This is a genomic window from Serratia sp. N21D137 (assembly GCF_047530005.1).
Lineage (GTDB): Bacteria > Pseudomonadota > Gammaproteobacteria > Enterobacterales > Enterobacteriaceae > Chania > Chania fonticola_B.
Map to the genome: position 1 here is coordinate 135,365 of NZ_JBLJAJ010000003.1, position 16,752 is coordinate 152,116.

Genomic DNA, 16,752 nt, shown 5'->3' on the forward strand with positions numbered 1-16,752 from the left:
GTGGCCGCACCGTGCCCGCTTAAGGGCGATTATTTTTTGTCTTTAACTTCTTCAAACTCGGCGTCAACCACGTCGTCGTCTTTCTGCGCCGCGTTGTCTGCACCGGCATCAGCACCCTGTGCCTGCTGCGCTTGCGCCTGGGCCATTTCCATCAGCTTGCCGGAAACCTGCACCAGAGCCTGGGTTTTCGCTTCGATTTCGGCTTTATCTTCGCCTTTCACCGCCGCTTCCAGATCTTTCAGCGCGCTCTCGATAGCGGTTTTGTCTTCAGCTGGCAATTGCTCACCCGCTTCTTCCAACTGCTTACGGGTACCGTGGATCAGGTGATCCGCCTGGTTACGAGTTTGCACCAGTTCTTCGAACTTACGGTCAGCTTCAGCGTTCACTTCGGCATCGCGTACCATTTTCTGGATTTCTTCTTCGTTCAGACCAGAAGACGCCTTGATGGTGATCTTCTGCTCACGGCCGGTGTTCTTGTCTTTCGCAGACACGTGCAGAATACCGTCAGCATCGATATCGAAGGTGACTTCGATCTGTGCCATACCGCGTGGTGCCGGCTGGATGCCGTCCAGGTTGAACTGGCCCAGTGACTTGTTGTCATTGGCACGTTTACGCTCACCCTGCAGCACATGGATGGTCACCGCTGCCTGGTTGTCTTCGGCAGTAGAGAACACCTGGCTATGCTTGGTCGGGATAGTGGTGTTTTTGGTGATCAGCGGCGTCATCACGCTGCCCATGGTTTCGATACCCAGTGACAGTGGGGTAACGTCCAGCAGCAATACGTCTTTCACATCACCGGCCAACACACCGCCCTGAACCGCAGCACCAACGGCTACCGCTTCGTCCGGGTTAACGTCTTTACGTGGTTCTTTACCGAAGAAATCAGCAACTTTCTTCTGAACCATAGGCATACGGGTCTGGCCACCGACCAGGATCACGTCCTGAATGTCAGAAACCGACAGGCCAGCATCTTTCAGTGCCACTTTCAGCGGCTCGATAGAACGAGCAACCAGATCTTCTACCAGCGACTCGAGTTTTGCACGGGTCACTTTGATGTTCATGTGTTTTGGACCGCTGCCATCTGCAGTGATGTACGGCAGGTTGACGTCGGTCTGCTGAGCGGAGGACAGCTCGATCTTGGCTTTTTCAGCGGCTTCTTTCAGACGCTGCATCGCCAACGGATCGTTGCGCAGATCCATGCCCTGCTCTTTCTTGAACTCTTCCACCAGATAGTTGATCAGGCGGCTGTCGAAGTCTTCACCACCCAGGTGGGTATCACCGTTGGTCGCCAGAACTTCGAAGGTTTTTTCACCGTCAACGTCGTCGATCTCAATGATTGAGATATCGAAAGTACCACCACCCAGGTCATAAACCGCGATGGTACGGTTGCCCACTTCTTTGTCCAGGCCATAAGCCAGGGCCGCAGCAGTAGGTTCGTTGATGATACGTTTCACTTCCAGACCTGCGATACGGCCAGCATCTTTGGTCGCCTGACGCTGAGCATCGTTGAAGTAGGCAGGAACGGTGATAACCGCTTCAGTTACCGGCTCACCCAGGTAATCTTCCGCCGTTTTCTTCATTTTCTTCAGGACTTCCGCAGAGATCTGCGGTGGTGCCATTCTCTGGCCCTTCACTTCCAGCCAGGCGTCACCGTTATCGGCAGCAACGATGCTGTAAGGCATGATAGCCTTGTCACGCTGTGCTTCTTCATCCTGGAAGCGACGGCCAATCAGGCGCTTGATCGCAAACAGGGTGTTCTGTGGGTTAGTAACAGCCTGACGCTTAGCAGGCTGGCCAACCAGAATTTCACCATCCTGGGTATATGCGATGATTGAAGGAGTGGTGCGATCGCCTTCGGCATTCTCCAGCACGCGCGCCTTGCCACCATCCATAATTGCTACACAAGAGTTGGTTGTACCCAGGTCGATACCAATAATTTTGCCCATCTAAACATCTCCACTAATAAATTCATAATCGGTCAGGTTGCTAACTATATGCGGGCGTTTTTTTGCTTTTCAACTGCCCGGCATCTCAGTGTTACCCGCGGTCAGCAACTGCGGTTGCCAATAAGATGGGGCCATCCACACCAGCATCAAGGGGCAGGGCAAAAAAAATTTCGTTTTTATCCGCAGCCAGATCATTGTTTCCTGGCGTGGGGATCATTATGATGCCGCGCGCTCTGATGGAAGTTATGGGTTTTTCGGCCATTCAGACCAATTATTAAATTACCTATCCATTTTCGTTACAATTCTGTTATCGCAGAGGACATATGCACTCCAACAAGTTGGCAAATCCCGGCCCCCTGGGTCTGATGGGCTTCGGGATGACTACCGTCTTGCTGAACCTGCACAACGCGGGCTTTTTCCCACTGACTTCCGTCATCATCAGTATGGGGATTTTCTTCGGTGGCATGGCTCAGATTTTTGCCGGTATTCTTGAGTTCAAGAAAGGCAACACCTTCGGCTTGACCGCCTTCACCTCTTACGGCTGCTTCTGGCTGAGCCTGGTAGGCATCCTGCTGCTGCCACGCATGGGCCTGGCAGAACCGACCGACGCGAACGTCCTCGGCATCTACCTTGCACTGTGGGGCGTCTTCACCCTGTTCATGTTCTTCGGCACGCTGCGTACCAACCGTGGGTTGCAGTTTGTGTTTGCCAGCCTGACCGTGCTGTTCGCACTGCTGGCCGTCGGCAACATTACCGGTAACCACGCGATCCTGACGTTCGCCGGTTACGAAGGCATTATCTGTGGTGCCAGCGCGATCTATCTGGCAATGGCTGAGGTGATCAACGAACAGTTGGGCCGCACCGTACTGCCAATCGGCCCGGTGGAAGCTCAGCAGGCAACACCCGCAGCTGTTACCGCATAAATCCGTACTAACGTGATATAAAAAAACCCTGCGGTGTTTAATCGCAGGGTTTTTTATTGGGCGAAAATCGCTTAGTTCAAGACTGTTTTTTCACTGTTCAGGTCGCGACGCAGGTAGATCCCGAGTAATAGGCCGAGCGTCGATAACGCCAGCATATAGTAAGCGGGCGCTAACGGGGTTAACTTCATGATCAGCGTGACAAATACCGGGGTTAAACCCCCAAAAATCGCGTATGCCACGTTGTAGGAGAACGAAATCCCGCTAAATCGCACTTCCGCCGGGAAAGCCCGCACCAACACGTAAGGCACCGCACCGACGATCCCCACACTGAAGCCAACCAGCGCGTAGGTGGCGAACAGCATTTCTGGATGTGTTGCCACCGACTGATAGAACAGCCAACTGCACCCTGCCAACAGCACACTGCCGACGATAAAGGTTTTGCTGGCGCCAAAGCGGTCCGCCGCCGAACCAGAGACGATACAGCCAGCAAACAGCATGATGATGGCGATGCTGTTGGCCTGCAATGACAGCGCCGGGGCTATGGCAAACTGTTTTTGCAGGTAGGTTGGCGTCATCAGGATCACCACCACAATGCCTGCCGACAACAGCCAGGTCAGCAGCATCGAGACCGCGATCTCTTTGCGGTGATTCATCACCACCGATTTCAGCGGCAGCTCTTCTGCCAGCGCCTTACGCGCCTGCATCTCGATAAAGATTGGGGTTTCCTGCAACCAGCGGCGCAGATACATGGCGAACAGACCAAAGATACCGCCCAGGAAGAACGGAATACGCCAGCCACCGTCATGAATGGCCTGTTGGCTGAGCGTGGTATTGATGATGGTGGCCACCAGCGAGCCGAGCAGGATACCGGCCGTCAGGCCAGCGGTGAGCGTGCCACAGGCAAAACCAACGCGTTTGCGCGGCACATGCTCCGCCACAAATACCCAGGCACCAGGGACTTCCCCCCCGATCGCCGCGCCTTGCAGAACCCGCATCAACAGCAGCAGCAACGGTGCGGCAATACCGATACTGGCGTAGGTGGGCAGCATCCCCATCGCCAGCGTCGGTAACGCCATCAGCAGGATGCTCAGGCTGAACATCTTTTTACGGCCCACCAGATCGCCGAAGTGCGCCATGATAATGCCGCCCAATGGCCGAGCCAGGTAGCCCGCAGCAAAGATACCAAAGGTCTGCACCTGGCGCAGCCACTCAGGCATATCCGCCGGGAAGAACAGGTCGCCCATTACCGCAGCAAAGAAAACAAAAATGATGAAATCATAAAACTCCAACGCACCGCCCAGAGCAGCCAACGTCAGAGTCTTATAATCTTGCCGGTTGAGCCGGCGATTATTATCGTGATGCATAAGATACCGTTAGAGGAAACAGGAAAGACACAGAAAGCATAATGGCTAACTGTAAAAAGTTTCTTACTATAACGGCAAAATACTTTCACACCAGATGCGCTGAAGGTTATCCCGCAGATTGCTGAAATTTAGAGATTTATCTCGCGCCGCGCATTCTTGGGACGAAATGCTGCTACCACGGCCTCGTGGGTCTCTACATAGGGGCCTTCGAGCAGTTGGATGCAATAAGGCACGCTGGCAAAAATACCGTGCACCACCACCTTGCCTGCCTCGTCCTTCACCCCTTCCAGCGTTTCTTTAATCGATTTGGGTTGCCCCGGCAGGTTGATGATCAACGCCTGTTTACGGATCGCCCCAACCTGACGTGAAAGAATTGCCGTTGGCACATAGTGTAGGCTGATTTGGCGCATTTGCTCGCCAAAACCCGGCATGACCCGATCGGCAATTGCCAGGGTAGCATCGGGAGTCACGTCACGCCGGGACGGGCCGGTGCCGCCGGTAGTCAACACCAGATGGCAGCCCATTTCATCAACCAGCTCACACAGGGTATGCTCAATCAGCGTCTGCTCGTCGGGGATCAGCCGGGTTTCCAGGGTGAACGGCGTCGCCAAAGCGCTGCCCAGCCACTCTTCCAGCGCCGGGATCCCTTTATCCTGATAAACGCCCCCTGAAGCGCGGTCCGAAATAGAAACCAAACCAATGCGTAATGTATCCATGTTTTACCTCTGTTTTATGCCCCGGTTACCCAAGGGAGATTCATCACGGGAGTATAGGGTGTTTGCTCAATGAGGTGGATATTCAGGTATAAAAAAAGGTGGCCGAGGCCACCTTCTGCGCTGATTGATTGCCGCTGTTACAGCAGATCGGCGATCATTTTTTCCAGCTTGCCCTGGTCTACGGCAAACTTGCGGATACCGTCGGTCAGTTTCTCAACCGCCATTGGATCCTGGTTGTGCTGCCAGTAGAACTCAGGCTCGGTCAGCGGTGCCGGACGCGCTTTCACTTCGCCGGTATAAGACAGTTTACGCTCCAGTGCACCTTCGCTCTCTGCCAGCTCTTTCAGCAGTGCAGGTGCGATGGTCAGACGATCGCAGCCCGCCAGTTCGATGATTTCACCGACGTTACGGAAGCTGGCACCCATCACCACGGTTTCATAGCCGTGCTGCTTGTAATACTGATAAATTTCAGACACTGAAACCACGCCCGGATCTTCGTGCGGGGCGAACTCTTTCTTGTCGCCATTGGCTTTGTACCAGTCAAGAATACGGCCAACGAACGGCGAGATCAGGTACACGCCAGCTTCGGCGCAGGCACGCGCCTGAGCGAAGGAGAACAGCAGCGTCAGGTTACAGTTGATGCCTTCTTTTTCCAGGCGCTCGGCGGCACGGATGCCCTGCCAGGTGGAGGCCAGTTTGATCAGGATGCGATCGTTGCTGATGCCCGCTTCGTTATACAGTTTGATCAGGCGCTTGGCTTTGGCAACGCTGGCTTCGGTATCATAAGACAGACGCGCGTCCACTTCGGTGGAAATGCGGCCCGGGACCAGTTTCAGGATCTCCAGACCAATGTTGACGGCCAGCTTGTCTGCGGCATCGGCAACCTGCTGATCGCGATCGCTGCTCTGCTCACGTGCCCAGGCAATGGCTTCATCGATCAGTTTGCGGTATTCAGGAATTTGCGCTGCATTGAGGATCAGCGAAGGGTTGGTGGTGGCATCTTGCGGTTGATATAGCTTCATTGCAGCGATATCACCCGTATCCGCAACTACCGTAGTCAGCTGGCGTAGGGACGTTAATTTATCGGTCATGTTGGCATTATCTCATCGTTTGTGCATGAACTTTTGGCATCGTTCAACCATGCCTTGTCCTGATAATAACATGCACGTAGCCCGGCGCAAGGCAGGAAAATCACGCGCTGGCGGCGGTTGTTTTATCCTTGTGCGAGCAACCGGTTACGCACCGATAATTCGCCATTACCGAAGCAATGCCACGGCATTAACGCGCTATCCCCCCTGGAAATTATGTTAAATTCCCGCCGCTGTTTTATTCACCGAAAAACCCAAAAGAAGGCTGTAATTCCCGTCAATGGGATGATTTTAGCCAAGTTCTTGTCGAGAACTGACTCAAGTTTTCCGCACCGGAGTCGAAGAACCTGAGGAGCAGTAATCTTAACAAGGAGAAACACGTGACGGATCTGATTAACTTTATCAATAACATCTTGTGGGGTTCAGTACTGATCTATTTGCTGTTGGGTGCCGGCATCTACTTCACCTTGCGTACCCGCTTTATTCAAATTCGTCACTTCAACCACATGTTTTCCGTGTTGAAGAACAGCACCAAAAGCGACGGTGCGGGCATTTCGTCCTTCCAGGCGCTATGTACTTCACTTGCCGCTCGTGTCGGCACCAACAACCTTACCGGCGTGGCGATAGCGCTTACGGCTGGCGGCCCCGGTGCCATCTTCTGGATGTGGGTGATCGCGTTTATCGGCATGGCGACCTCTTTCATTGAGAGCACCCTGGCGCAGCTTTACAAAACCAAAGACGATAACGGCCAATACCGTGGTGGCCCGGCCTACTATATGGAAAAAGGCTTGGGAATGCGCTGGATGGGTGTGATGTTCTCCATTTTCCTGCTGATCGCTTTCGGCCTGGTGTTCAATGCGGTACAGGCCAACTCCATCGCCCTGGCCAGTTCCGTGGCCTTCAACATCGACCCCATGTACGCCGGCATAGTATTGGTGGTCCTGAGTGCCATGGTGATCTTCGGCGGTATTCGTTCCATCGCCCGCGTCGCAGAAAAAATCGTGCCGTTTATGGCCTTGGCTTACCTGCTGCTGGCGCTGTGGATCATCGGCCTGAATATTGAGCATATGCCTGCCATCCTGGCGTTGATCTTCAAAAGCGCTTTTGGCCTGCAGGAAGTTGCTGCCGGCACCCTGGGCTACGGGATCTCACAGGCCATGACGCAAGGTATACAACGCGGGCTGTTTTCTAACGAAGGCGGGATGGGGTCTGCCCCCAACGTGGCCGCTTCCGCGACTCCTTATCCGCCACACCCTGCCTCGCAGGGCTATGTGCAAATGCTTGGCGCATTTGTCGATACCATCGTCATTTGCAGCGCAACGGCGGCGATTATTTTGGCCTCTGGTGCACTGGATAATCCCCCGTCCGACATCAGCGGTATCGATCTGACCCAGCGGGCCATGGCCAGCGCCGTCGGTTCCTGGGGCGCGCCCTTTGTTGCGATCGCCGTTTTCCTGTTTGCCTTTACCTCTATCATTGCCAATTATGCCTATGCCGAGAACAACCTGATCTTCCTCAAGCACCACCATCCGACCAAGCTGACGATTTTCCGCTGCTTTGCCTTGGGCATGGTGATGTTTGGTTCGATGGCAGAATTATCCACGGTGTGGAAAATGGCGGACATCTCGATGGCGCTGATGGCGATCACCAATCTGACCGCTATCTTGTTACTGTCCGACGTGGCCTTCACATTGGCCAAGGATTACAACCACCAGCGTTCACTCGGCAAGCTGCCCACCTTTGACATCAACCACTACCCGGAGCTGGGATCTCAACTCGAACCGGGGATCTGGAAGCCGACCAGGCAGCGTTAATCCTGCAGGGCGTGCGTAAAGTGCGCCCTATCACAGCCATACCTCCTGGTCTTGCGCGCTTTTTGCTACAGTAGCCACATGTTGATAACAGGATGTGACCATGCTCATTATTATTTCACCTGCCAAAACCCTGGATTATGCAAGCCCGTTAGCCACCGAACGCTTTACCCAGCCCGAATTGTTGGATCAGTCGCAAAAGCTGATCAAACTCTGCCGTAAGCTGACCCCGGCGCAAATTTCCGGCCTGATGAGCATCAGCGATAAGCTCGCGGGCCTGAATGCCGCACGCTTTGGCGAATGGCAGCCTGACTTCACCCCGGACAATGCTCGTCAGGCGCTGCTGGCGTTTAAAGGCGACGTTTATACCGGCTTACAGGCGCAAGACTTCAGCGAAGAGGATTTCGACTTCGCACAGCAGCATCTGCGGATGCTCTCTGGCCTGTACGGGGTGCTGCGCCCGCTGGACCTGATGATGCCTTACCGGCTGGAGATGGGGATCAAGCTGGAGAACCCGAAGGGCAAAGACTTGTACAGCTTCTGGGGCGATCGGATCACCGAGAAACTGAATCAGGCCCTGGAGCAACAAGGCGATGATGTGGTGGTGAACCTGGCTTCGGATGAATACTTCAAATCGGTAAAACCGGCCAAGCTGCACGGTTCACTGATCAAACCGGTATTCCTGGACGAGAAAAACGGCAAGTACAAAGTCATCAGTTTCTACGCCAAGAAAGCGCGTGGGCTGATGAGCCGCTTTATCATCAAAAATCGCTTGGAGCGCAGAGAACAGCTGGTTGATTTCAATCTGGAAGGGTATGCCTTCGATGAAGCGGCTTCGGCGGGTAATGAGCTGGTATTCAAACGCCCTGAGCAATGAGCAATCCGTTCCCTCTCCCGACAAGGAGAGGGAACGGGTTTTGTCAGACTGGCAACGTCATCATGAATTGACGCAGCGCGGCAAAGTCCGCTGCCATGTTATGCGACAACAGCGGCAACTGTGCACGCACCGCCAAGGCCTGTGGCAGCGGTAACTCCTGGCCAAGGATCTCTTCGACGCTTTCCTTGAACTTGGCCGGATGTGCCGTGCCCAGGAACAGGCCAAACTCCCCTGCTTGCAGTTGATCACGTAGAACGCGGTAGGCGATCGCCGCATGAGGCTCTGAAAGGTAGCCCAAGGCAGCCAACTCTTTCATGGTTTCTTTGGTGGTTTCATCACTCACCGCGCCATGAGCCAACTCCTTCAACTGCCAGATTTTACGGCGGAACAACTCTTCCACACGCGGCCAGTTGTTAGGCTGGCTGACGTCCATCGCGTTGGATAACGTCGCCACGGTGGCGTTTGGCTGCCATTGGCCAGTAGTCAGGAAGCGTGGCACGGTGTCGTTAGCGTTGGTGGCGGCGATAAAGCGTTTCACCGGCAGCCCCAGGGATTTCGCCAACAGCCCGGCGGTCAGGTCGCCAAAGTTGCCGCTTGGCACGGAAATCACCAACTGATTGCGGGCTTCCTGCGGCAGTTGCGCCACCGCTTCAAAGTAGTAGCAGATTTGCGCCAGCAGGCGGCTGATATTGATCGAGTTGGCCGAGTTCAGGTGTACGGCCTCTTTCAGTTCCTGATCGTCAAACGCCTGCTTCACCAACGCCTGGCAAGCGTCAAAGTCGCCATCGATAGCAATGGTGTGGATGTTGCCACCCAACGTGCAGAACAGCTTTTCCTGCAGCGAACTGATCTTGCCCTGTGGATAGAGGATCACCACGCGCACGTTTTTCAGGCCGTAGAAGGCATGGGCAACGGCAGCGCCGGTATCACCGGAGGTTGCAGTCAAGATGGTTACTGGCTGATCGCCCGCGACTTCCGCCAGCATCTGCGCCATAAAGCGGCCGCCGAAGTCTTTGAACGCCAGCGTCGGGCCGTGGAACAGCTCCAGACAGGCGACATCGCTCTCCACCTGCGCCACCGGGGCCGGGAACTCAAACGCGGCCTTCACCCGCTTGTACAGCGCTTCTTCGCCAATCTCGTCGCCAATAAAAGCGGACAGGATCTTGCTGCTGCGAGCGACAAAGTCCATCTCCAGCAGCTTATCAATCTCGGTCAGTTCGAATTCTGGCAGTTCCAGCGGGAAAAACAGCCCTTGCTGCTTACCCAGGCCCTGTTTGATAGCCTGCGCGAAGCTGACCTGTTCGTTATGATCTTTCAGATTGTACAGTTTCATGCGTTATCCCAATAGTCGAGCGCCAGCGGTATCCAGGCGGCAAATATGAACAAAACCTTCGTCGTTTTGCAGGTAATGGTTGGTCAGCCAATCGGCCATGCGTTGCGCCGTTGCGCCGTCATCACAGACCGCAAACAGCGTCGGGCCGGAGCCGGAAATGCCACAGGCCAAGGCACCGATCTCCTGTGAGGCTTTACGCGCTTCGGCGAAGCCTGGCAACAGGCGGGTGCGATAAGGCTCGGCAATCACATCCTGCATCAGCTTGGCCGCCAGACGCGGTTGCTGGGTGTGGCAAGCGTGAATAAAGCCCGCCAGATAGCGACCATGGCTGATACAGTCCTGGCGGCGGTATTGCGCGGGCAAAATGGCGCGCGCCTCGGCGGTGGACACTTTGATGCCCGGATAGGCCATCACCCACAGCCAGTCTTTAAAGCCAGGCACTTCCTGGCTGATGATCCCTTCTTCTTCCAGCATCAACTGCAAGCCGCCCAGATAGCACGGCGCAACGTTATCGTAATGCACGCTGCCGGAAATACGCCCTTCCAGTTCGCCCATCAGGGCCAGCAATTGCGTCTCGTTGAGCGGGCGCTCGCAAAATTCGTTCATCGCCATCAGACCGGCCACCACCGAGCAAGCGCTGGAGCCCAGCCCGGAACCGATCGGCATGTTCTTCTCCAGCCGCATCGCTACCGGCACTTCACGACCAATCGCCTGGCAGAAACGCTCCCAACACTGGTAAACAATGTTCTCTTTAGGATCGCTCGGCAGCTTGCTGACAAAACGCCCGCCATTTTCCAGGCTGAAGCGGCTGGCCGCTTCTACACTGACGCAATCCCCCAGCAGCGTGCCGTCGATAGGGGAAACCGCAGCTCCCAGCACATCGAACCCGACGCTGACGTTACCAATTGAGGCCGGTGCATACACCTTAACCATATTAGACTCCCAACTTCCATGACAGTGTGCGCAACAGATCGGCAAATACCCCGGCCGCCGTCACATCATTACCGGCACCATAACCGCGCAGCACCAGCGGCAATGGTTGATAGTAGCGGCTGTAGAAGGCCAGAGCGTTCTCACCGTTCTTCACTTTATACAACGGATCGTTGCCGTCTACCGCATCAATACGTACCAGACAGCGGCCTTCTTCGATAGCACCCACATAGCGCAACACTTTACCTTCAGCGGCAGCAGCGGCCACACGGCGGTTAAATTCGGCATCCAACTCCGGCAGGCGGGCAATAAAGTTCTCCACATCGCCGCTGGCATCAAACGACGGTGGTAATACCGATTCGACTTCAATATCGCTCAGTTCAAGCGCATAGCCCGCTTCACGCGCCAGGATCAGCAGCTTGCGAGCGACATCCATCCCCGAAAGATCGTCACGCGGATCTGGCTCGGTGTAACCGAGGGCCTTGGCCTGCAAGGTGGCCTCCGACAGCGACATCCCCTCATCCAGCTTACCGAAGATAAAGGACAGTGACCCCGACAGGATACCGGTGAAGCGCACCAACTCATCGCCCGCATTGAGCAGGTTCTGCAGGTTTTCGATCACCGGCAAGCCCGCCCCCACGTTGGTGTCATACAGGAATTTGCGGCGAGAACCGGCTGCTGCGGTGCGCAGTTGCTGGTAATAATTCATCGACGAGGTGTTGGCCTTCTTGTTTGGCGTTACCACGTGGAAACCGTCGGCCAGGAAATCGGCATACTGATCGGCCACCGCCTGGCTGGAGGTACAGTCGACAATCACCGGATTGAGCAGGTGGCACTCTTTCACCAGGCGGATCAGGCGGCCCAGATTGAAAGGCTCTTTGGCTTCGGCCAGTTCGTCCCGCCAGCTTTCCAGCGAGATGCCGTGCACGTTGGTCAACATCGCCCTTGAGTTGGCAATGCCACAGATGCGCAGATCGATGTGTTTTTGCTTCAGCCAAGGTTGCTGACGATAAACCTGCTCGATGAGCGCCCCGCCAACGCCACCCACGCCAATCACAAACACTTCGATCACCTGATCGGTGTTGAACAGCATCTGATGGCTGACGCGCACGCCAGTGGTGGCGGAATCGTTATCGACCACCACGGAGATTGAACGTTCGGAAGAGCCTTGAGCGATCGCCACGATATTGATGTTGGCGCGCGCCAGAGCAGAGAAGAAGCGTGCAGAGATGCCACGCAGGGTGCGCATACCATCGCCAACGACCGAGATAATTGCCAGGCGTTCCATCACGTCCAGCGGCTCCAGCACGCCGTCTTTCAACTCCAGGTAGAATTCGTCTTCCAGGGCACGACGAGCTCGTTGCAGCTCACTCTGCGGCACACAGAAGCTGATGCTGTACTCGGAAGAGGACTGGGTGATCAACACCACTGAGATCCCGGCGCGTGACATCACGGCAAACACACGGGCCGCCATGCCGACCATGCCTTTCATACCTGGGCCGGACACGTTGATCATCGCCATATTGTTCAGATTGGTGATGCCCTTTACCGGCGTATCATCGGCCACGCTTTCGCCACCGATCAAGGTGCCGGGAGCTTGCGGGTTGGCGGTGTTTTTAATCAGGCAAGGGATTTGGAACTGGGCAATCGGGGTGATGGTACGCGGGTGGAGAACTTTGGCGCCGAAGTAAGAGAGCTCCATCGCCTCCCGGTAGGACATCGACTTCAATAATCGGGCATCCGGCACGGTACGCGGGTCGCAGGTATAAACCCCGTCCACATCGGTCCAGATCTCGCAACAGTCTGCTCGCAGGCAAGCGGCCAGCACGGCGGCGGAATAATCGGAGCCGTTACGCCCCAGCACGACCAGTTCGCCTTTGTCGTTACCGGCAGTAAAGCCCGCCATCAGGATGATATGGTCTGAAGGAATGGCCGCAGCAGCGATACGCAGGGTGGACTCGGCAATATCGACGGTCGATTCCAGATAGTGGCCCTGAGCCAGCAGCTTCTCTACCGGGTTAATCACAGTAACCGGATAACCTTTGGCTTTGAAGACGCCTTCCATGATGGCAATAGAAAGCTTTTCACCCCGACAGATGATAGCCGCATTGACGCTATCCGGGCACTGCCCCAACAACGCCACGCCATGCAGTACCTGTTTGAGCTGCGCGAACTCCTGCTCGACCAGTGCCTTCAGGCGATCGTACTCAAAGCCTGGCAACGCCTTGGCCAAACCGCTGAGCAGGTCGGCAAAGATGCGCTCGGCGTCGCTCATGGTTGGCAGAATATCCTGGCCGGCTACCGTTTTGTCAATCATCGCCACCAGATGATTGGTGATCTTGGCCGGTGCGGACAATACCGTGGCTACCTGTCCTTGGCGTGCATTGTTCTCCACGATATCGGCAACGCGCAGAAAACGTTCCGCATTCGCTACCGAGGTTCCACCAAATTTAAGCACTCGCATTTCTGTTATCTCCTGAATTTATGCCGAAAAAAAAGCCCGCACTGGTTAGGTGCGGGCTTTTTTCTTCTGTTTCCTGTACGCGTCAGCCCGCCCCGTTACCTGTGGTATCGGTGGTGGTAATAATTGTCGTATTCAGGCTGATGTTTCGCATTTTGTCTGTCTGTCTCATTAGAATCTCTGTCCCCTCTATTGGTTAAAGCAATCGTCTGGCCAAGTCAAATTATTTCTTTGTTTTGCCTATTTACTGGCCACAGTGGGATCTGCGCGATGAAGCCGATAAAAAAACAGAATTGCAGAACAAAAAATCATAAGAAAGCCGATCAAACAGTGAATAACACCAGCCAAGCAACAGAAAACGCCTACATCACTTCGTCAGTTTTTTTTCAATATCATGCAGCAACCTGTGCAACATGACGGTATCGCGCTGCTGCAAGACCCCGAGCCGCTGGTGTAACCAATCGCACAATTTTTGGTCGCCCGCCACGTCCAGCGCTTGTAACAGGCGATCTGCCCGTTGCCGCAACGCGTTGAGTTGCCCGGCATCGGCCAGGGGTTCCTGCTGCGTGCTGACTGACATTAACTGCGCCAGTTGATAGCAATACACCATCACCGCCTGGCCGAGGTTCAGCGAAGGATAATCAGCCACCATCGGGACGCCGGTCAGCAGATCGGCCAACTCCAGTTCTTCATTGGTCAGGCCCGAGTCTTCACGGCCAAACACCAGTGCAGCCTGATGTACCCATTGCTGGCGTTCCGCCAACTGCACCGTCAGTTGCTGGGGGGTACAGTAGTAATGAAAGCGTGCGCGGCTGCGAGCGGTAGTCGCAACGGTAAAGTCCACATCTTCCAATGCCTGCTCCAGGGTAGCAAACGTCTGCACCGCATCCAGAATATCGCCAGCACCGTGGGCGACCCAGCGGGCAGCGGGCTGCAGATGGGCCTCGCTGTCGACGATGCGCAACGAGGTGAAGCCCATGGTTTTCATCGCCCGCGCCGCTGCGCCAACATTTTCCGCCCGAGCGGGCGCGACTAACACGATATGAAGCTGCATCAAGACTCCAGAAAAATAATGAGAATAGTTCTTTGACTGTTGGGATTTGTCTGATTATATTTACAAACGATTAACATCGTAAATGATCGCTTGCTATAATATTATTAAATAGGCATTTCAACCTATAAATCACACGAAACAATCATAAATGTAGGTTAAGTTTTAATTTTCATTAAAAACAAAGCGCTATATTTTCACCCCAAACAGTTAGCTTTCAATTGTAACGCATCAGCTCCAACAAAGCTGAATCGTTCACAGAATTTGACGATCTGTGACTTAACATGGCAGTTCTGTAAGTGTTTTTCACAAAACTGTTAACGTGCTACAATTGAATTTGATATATGTCAACAAAGCGTAGTTTTGTTAGGTGATGAATTCGGCACACACTGTTATATTGCTGTTAATAGGGTTAGGATATGCGCCGTTTTGGCATCATTCGGGGTGGTAAAAAATAGCCCCCCCACCCAGCTAGCGATCTTGTTGACATTGATGGAAAGCGCATCAAGAACGAGTTTACGTACTGTAGTCGTTTGGTAATTGAGGGAACGTGAGCGGTATCTCTGCCCTCCATGGAAGAACACCGAGACTGCTGTACTTCCTATTTTCTATTTTGTTGGCAATTTTAGGTAGCAAATATGCAGACCCCGCACATTCTGATTGTCGAAGACGAGTTAGTCACTCGTAACACCCTGAAGAGCATTTTCGAGGCGGAAGGCTACATTGTTCATGAAGCCAATGACGGTGCAGAAATGCACAACATCCTGTCCGAAAATGATATCAACCTGGTTATCATGGATATCAACCTGCCAGGCAAGAACGGCCTGCTGCTGGCGCGTGAACTACGCGAACAAGCCAGCGTCGCGCTGATGTTCCTGACCGGTCGTGATAATGAAGTCGATAAAATCCTTGGCCTGGAAATCGGCGCCGATGACTATATCACCAAACCGTTCAACCCACGCGAACTGACCATCCGTGCGCGCAACCTGCTGTCACGCACCATGAATCTGGGTAGCGTCGGCGAAGAGCGCAAACTGGTTGAGAGCTACAAGTTCAACGGTTGGGAGCTGGACATCAACAGCCGCTCTCTGATCGGCCCTGCTGGCGAGCAGTACAAACTGCCACGCAGCGAATTCCGCGCCATGCTGCACTTCTGTGAAAACCCGGGCAAGATCCAGTCCCGTGGTGAATTGCTGAAGAAAATGACTGGCCGTGAGTTAAAGCCGCATGACCGTACCGTGGACGTGACCATCCGCCGTATTCGTAAGCACTTCGAATCCACGCCGGACACGCCGGAAATCATTGCCACCATTCATGGTGAAGGTTACCGCTTCTGCGGCGATCTGGAAGAATAAGCCTGTCTTAACGTCACAGGTTAAAAAGGGTTCAGCTTGCTGAACCCTTTTTTGTTGAGGCCAGACGCGATGCCATCTGAACAGGCTACAACGTAGGAGCGCTGCATACTGCGCCCGTCTGGATTATTTGGCTTCACCCCAAGGGATGATGGGCACCGCGCTCAGGGCATTTTTCGGTGAACCATCTACCACCCGATCGGAATAGCTCAGGTAGATCAGCGCATTGCGATTGGCATCATAAAAACGCACGACCTGCAGCTTTTTGAACACCAAAGAGGTGCGCTTCTGGAACACCACGGTTCCTTCAGCCTTGCCCTTCTTAATCTTGTCGCTCAGCTCAATCGGACCAACCTGCTGGCAAGAAATGGCAGCATCCGAGGTATCCTCTGCCAGCCCTAACCCACCCTTTATGCCACCGGTTTTAGCCCGGCTGATATAACAAGTTACATTTTTAACATCGGGATCGTCGAACGCTTCCACCACAATTTTATGATCTGGACCAAACAGTTTGAATACCGTATCGACCGATCCTACCTGTTCCGCCTGCGCGCTATTAAGCGTTGCGCAAACCAGACCGAACAAAAATATCCATCCTTTTTTCATTCACTTAACTCCAATAGAACAGCGTGTTAAATCACAGGGCTGCTAATAAGAACGCTGATGCTTCAGGTCATAGAAATGGGTTTTCCTCGGCCCAGTCAGCTCTTTTTAGCACAGAGAGCGAAAAAAATCTTTGGGAGTCGTGGAGGAAAAAAGTTGCTATTATGCGGCATCGTCATCGCTTAATGCCTGTTAACACCAGTTTTCCCCCGCTTCCCGCAACGCATATCGCAAAAGCGCCGTATGTAATGCAACTGATTGATCAATAAGTCAGTGGGCATCAGGTATCAGCATGAC

Annotated in this window: 15 protein-coding genes, 1 pseudogene and 1 other annotated feature; of the genes and pseudogenes, 4 read left to right on the forward strand and 12 right to left on the reverse strand. The window is 54.2% G+C overall.

Features of this window, described 5'->3' with window-relative positions; all coding sequences use genetic code 11:
• Positions 1 to 29 precede the first annotated feature (29 nt).
• Together dnaK and ACMV5H_RS03850 are read right to left on the reverse strand one after the other, a co-directional pair.
• A complete protein-coding gene (dnaK, locus tag ACMV5H_RS03845) occupies positions 30 to 1,946 on the reverse strand; it encodes a molecular chaperone DnaK (RefSeq protein ID WP_021179252.1) in 1,917 nt (638 codons plus the stop codon).
• A 91-nt stretch (positions 1,947 to 2,037) separates the two neighbouring features.
• On the reverse strand, positions 2,038 to 2,208 hold the full coding sequence (locus ACMV5H_RS03850; protein ID WP_166734064.1) for a hypothetical protein: 171 nt from the start codon (positions 2,206 to 2,208) through the stop codon (positions 2,038 to 2,040).
• Between the two features lie 61 nt (positions 2,209 to 2,269).
• Here ACMV5H_RS03850 and satP point away from each other — a divergent pair, with 61 nt between their 5' ends.
• Complete coding sequence (gene satP / locus ACMV5H_RS03855) at positions 2,270 to 2,869, forward strand: acetate uptake transporter (RefSeq protein WP_039995478.1); 600 nt, start codon at positions 2,270 to 2,272, stop codon at positions 2,867 to 2,869.
• 71 nt (positions 2,870 to 2,940) lie between these two features.
• Here satP and ACMV5H_RS03860 read toward each other — a convergent pair whose 3' ends face one another.
• From ACMV5H_RS03860 to tal, 3 genes are all read right to left on the reverse strand, one after another.
• Positions 2,941 to 4,233, reverse strand: coding sequence for an MFS transporter (locus ACMV5H_RS03860; protein WP_179248457.1), 1,293 nt, complete (start codon positions 4,231 to 4,233; stop codon positions 2,941 to 2,943).
• Positions 4,234 to 4,361: 128 nt separating this feature from the next.
• Positions 4,362 to 4,949 (reverse strand): molybdopterin adenylyltransferase, encoded by a 588-nt coding sequence (gene mog / locus ACMV5H_RS03865; protein WP_024483581.1) that lies wholly within the window; start codon positions 4,947 to 4,949, stop codon positions 4,362 to 4,364.
• 137 nt (positions 4,950 to 5,086) lie between these two features.
• A complete protein-coding gene (tal, locus tag ACMV5H_RS03870) occupies positions 5,087 to 6,040 on the reverse strand; it encodes a transaldolase (RefSeq protein ID WP_024483582.1) in 954 nt (317 codons plus the stop codon).
• A gap of 377 nt (positions 6,041 to 6,417) precedes the next feature.
• Between tal and ACMV5H_RS03875 the strand changes: the two genes are divergently transcribed.
• Positions 6,418 to 7,851, forward strand: coding sequence for an alanine/glycine:cation symporter family protein (locus ACMV5H_RS03875; RefSeq protein ID WP_115159052.1), 1,434 nt, complete (start codon positions 6,418 to 6,420; stop codon positions 7,849 to 7,851).
• 100 nt (positions 7,852 to 7,951) lie between these two features.
• Positions 7,952 to 8,725 carry a peroxide stress protein YaaA gene (gene yaaA / locus ACMV5H_RS03880; protein ID WP_059199707.1) on the forward strand — a complete coding sequence of 258 codons (774 nt, stop codon included), beginning with the start codon at positions 7,952 to 7,954 and terminating at the stop codon, positions 8,723 to 8,725.
• A gap of 43 nt (positions 8,726 to 8,768) precedes the next feature.
• On the opposite strand, the gene thrC is transcribed toward yaaA, so the two are convergent.
• The 6 genes and pseudogenes from thrC to ACMV5H_RS03910 form a co-directional block, all read right to left on the reverse strand.
• Complete coding sequence (gene thrC / locus ACMV5H_RS03885; RefSeq protein ID WP_094982169.1) at positions 8,769 to 10,058, reverse strand: threonine synthase; 1,290 nt, start codon at positions 10,056 to 10,058, stop codon at positions 8,769 to 8,771.
• Between the two features lie 3 nt (positions 10,059 to 10,061).
• Positions 10,062 to 10,991, reverse strand: coding sequence for a homoserine kinase (gene thrB / locus ACMV5H_RS03890; RefSeq protein ID WP_115159050.1), 930 nt, complete (start codon positions 10,989 to 10,991; stop codon positions 10,062 to 10,064).
• Position 10,992: 1 nt separating this feature from the next.
• Positions 10,993 to 13,452: a bifunctional aspartate kinase/homoserine dehydrogenase I gene (gene thrA / locus ACMV5H_RS03895; protein WP_115159049.1), complete on the reverse strand. Its 2,460-nt coding sequence runs from the start codon at positions 13,450 to 13,452 to the stop codon at positions 10,993 to 10,995.
• Positions 13,453 to 13,477: 25 nt separating this feature from the next.
• Positions 13,478 to 13,596, reverse strand: a sequence feature (Thr leader region).
• On the reverse strand, positions 13,535 to 13,621 hold the full coding sequence (gene thrL, locus ACMV5H_RS03900; protein ID WP_071592991.1) for a thr operon leader peptide: 87 nt from the start codon (positions 13,619 to 13,621) through the stop codon (positions 13,535 to 13,537). It overlaps the preceding feature by 62 nt.
• A gap of 195 nt (positions 13,622 to 13,816) precedes the next feature.
• The gene (locus tag ACMV5H_RS03905) at positions 13,817 to 14,503 is read right to left on the reverse strand and encodes a tRNA/rRNA methyltransferase (RefSeq protein ID WP_414821481.1); all 687 of its coding nucleotides are present in this window, start codon (positions 14,501 to 14,503) and stop codon (positions 13,817 to 13,819) included.
• 389 nt (positions 14,504 to 14,892) lie between these two features.
• A pseudogene (locus ACMV5H_RS03910) lies at positions 14,893 to 15,030 on the reverse strand (hypothetical protein); the annotation flags it as partial.
• Between the two features lie 108 nt (positions 15,031 to 15,138).
• Here ACMV5H_RS03910 and arcA point away from each other — a divergent pair.
• Positions 15,139 to 15,855, forward strand: coding sequence for a two-component system response regulator ArcA (gene arcA / locus ACMV5H_RS03915; protein WP_024483588.1), 717 nt, complete (start codon positions 15,139 to 15,141; stop codon positions 15,853 to 15,855).
• A gap of 123 nt (positions 15,856 to 15,978) precedes the next feature.
• Here the strand turns inward: arcA and creA are convergent, their stop codons facing one another.
• Positions 15,979 to 16,458, reverse strand: a complete 480-nt coding sequence (gene creA / locus ACMV5H_RS03920; protein ID WP_059199702.1) for a protein CreA — start codon at positions 16,456 to 16,458, stop codon at positions 15,979 to 15,981.
• Positions 16,459 to 16,752: the final 294 nt, after the last annotated feature.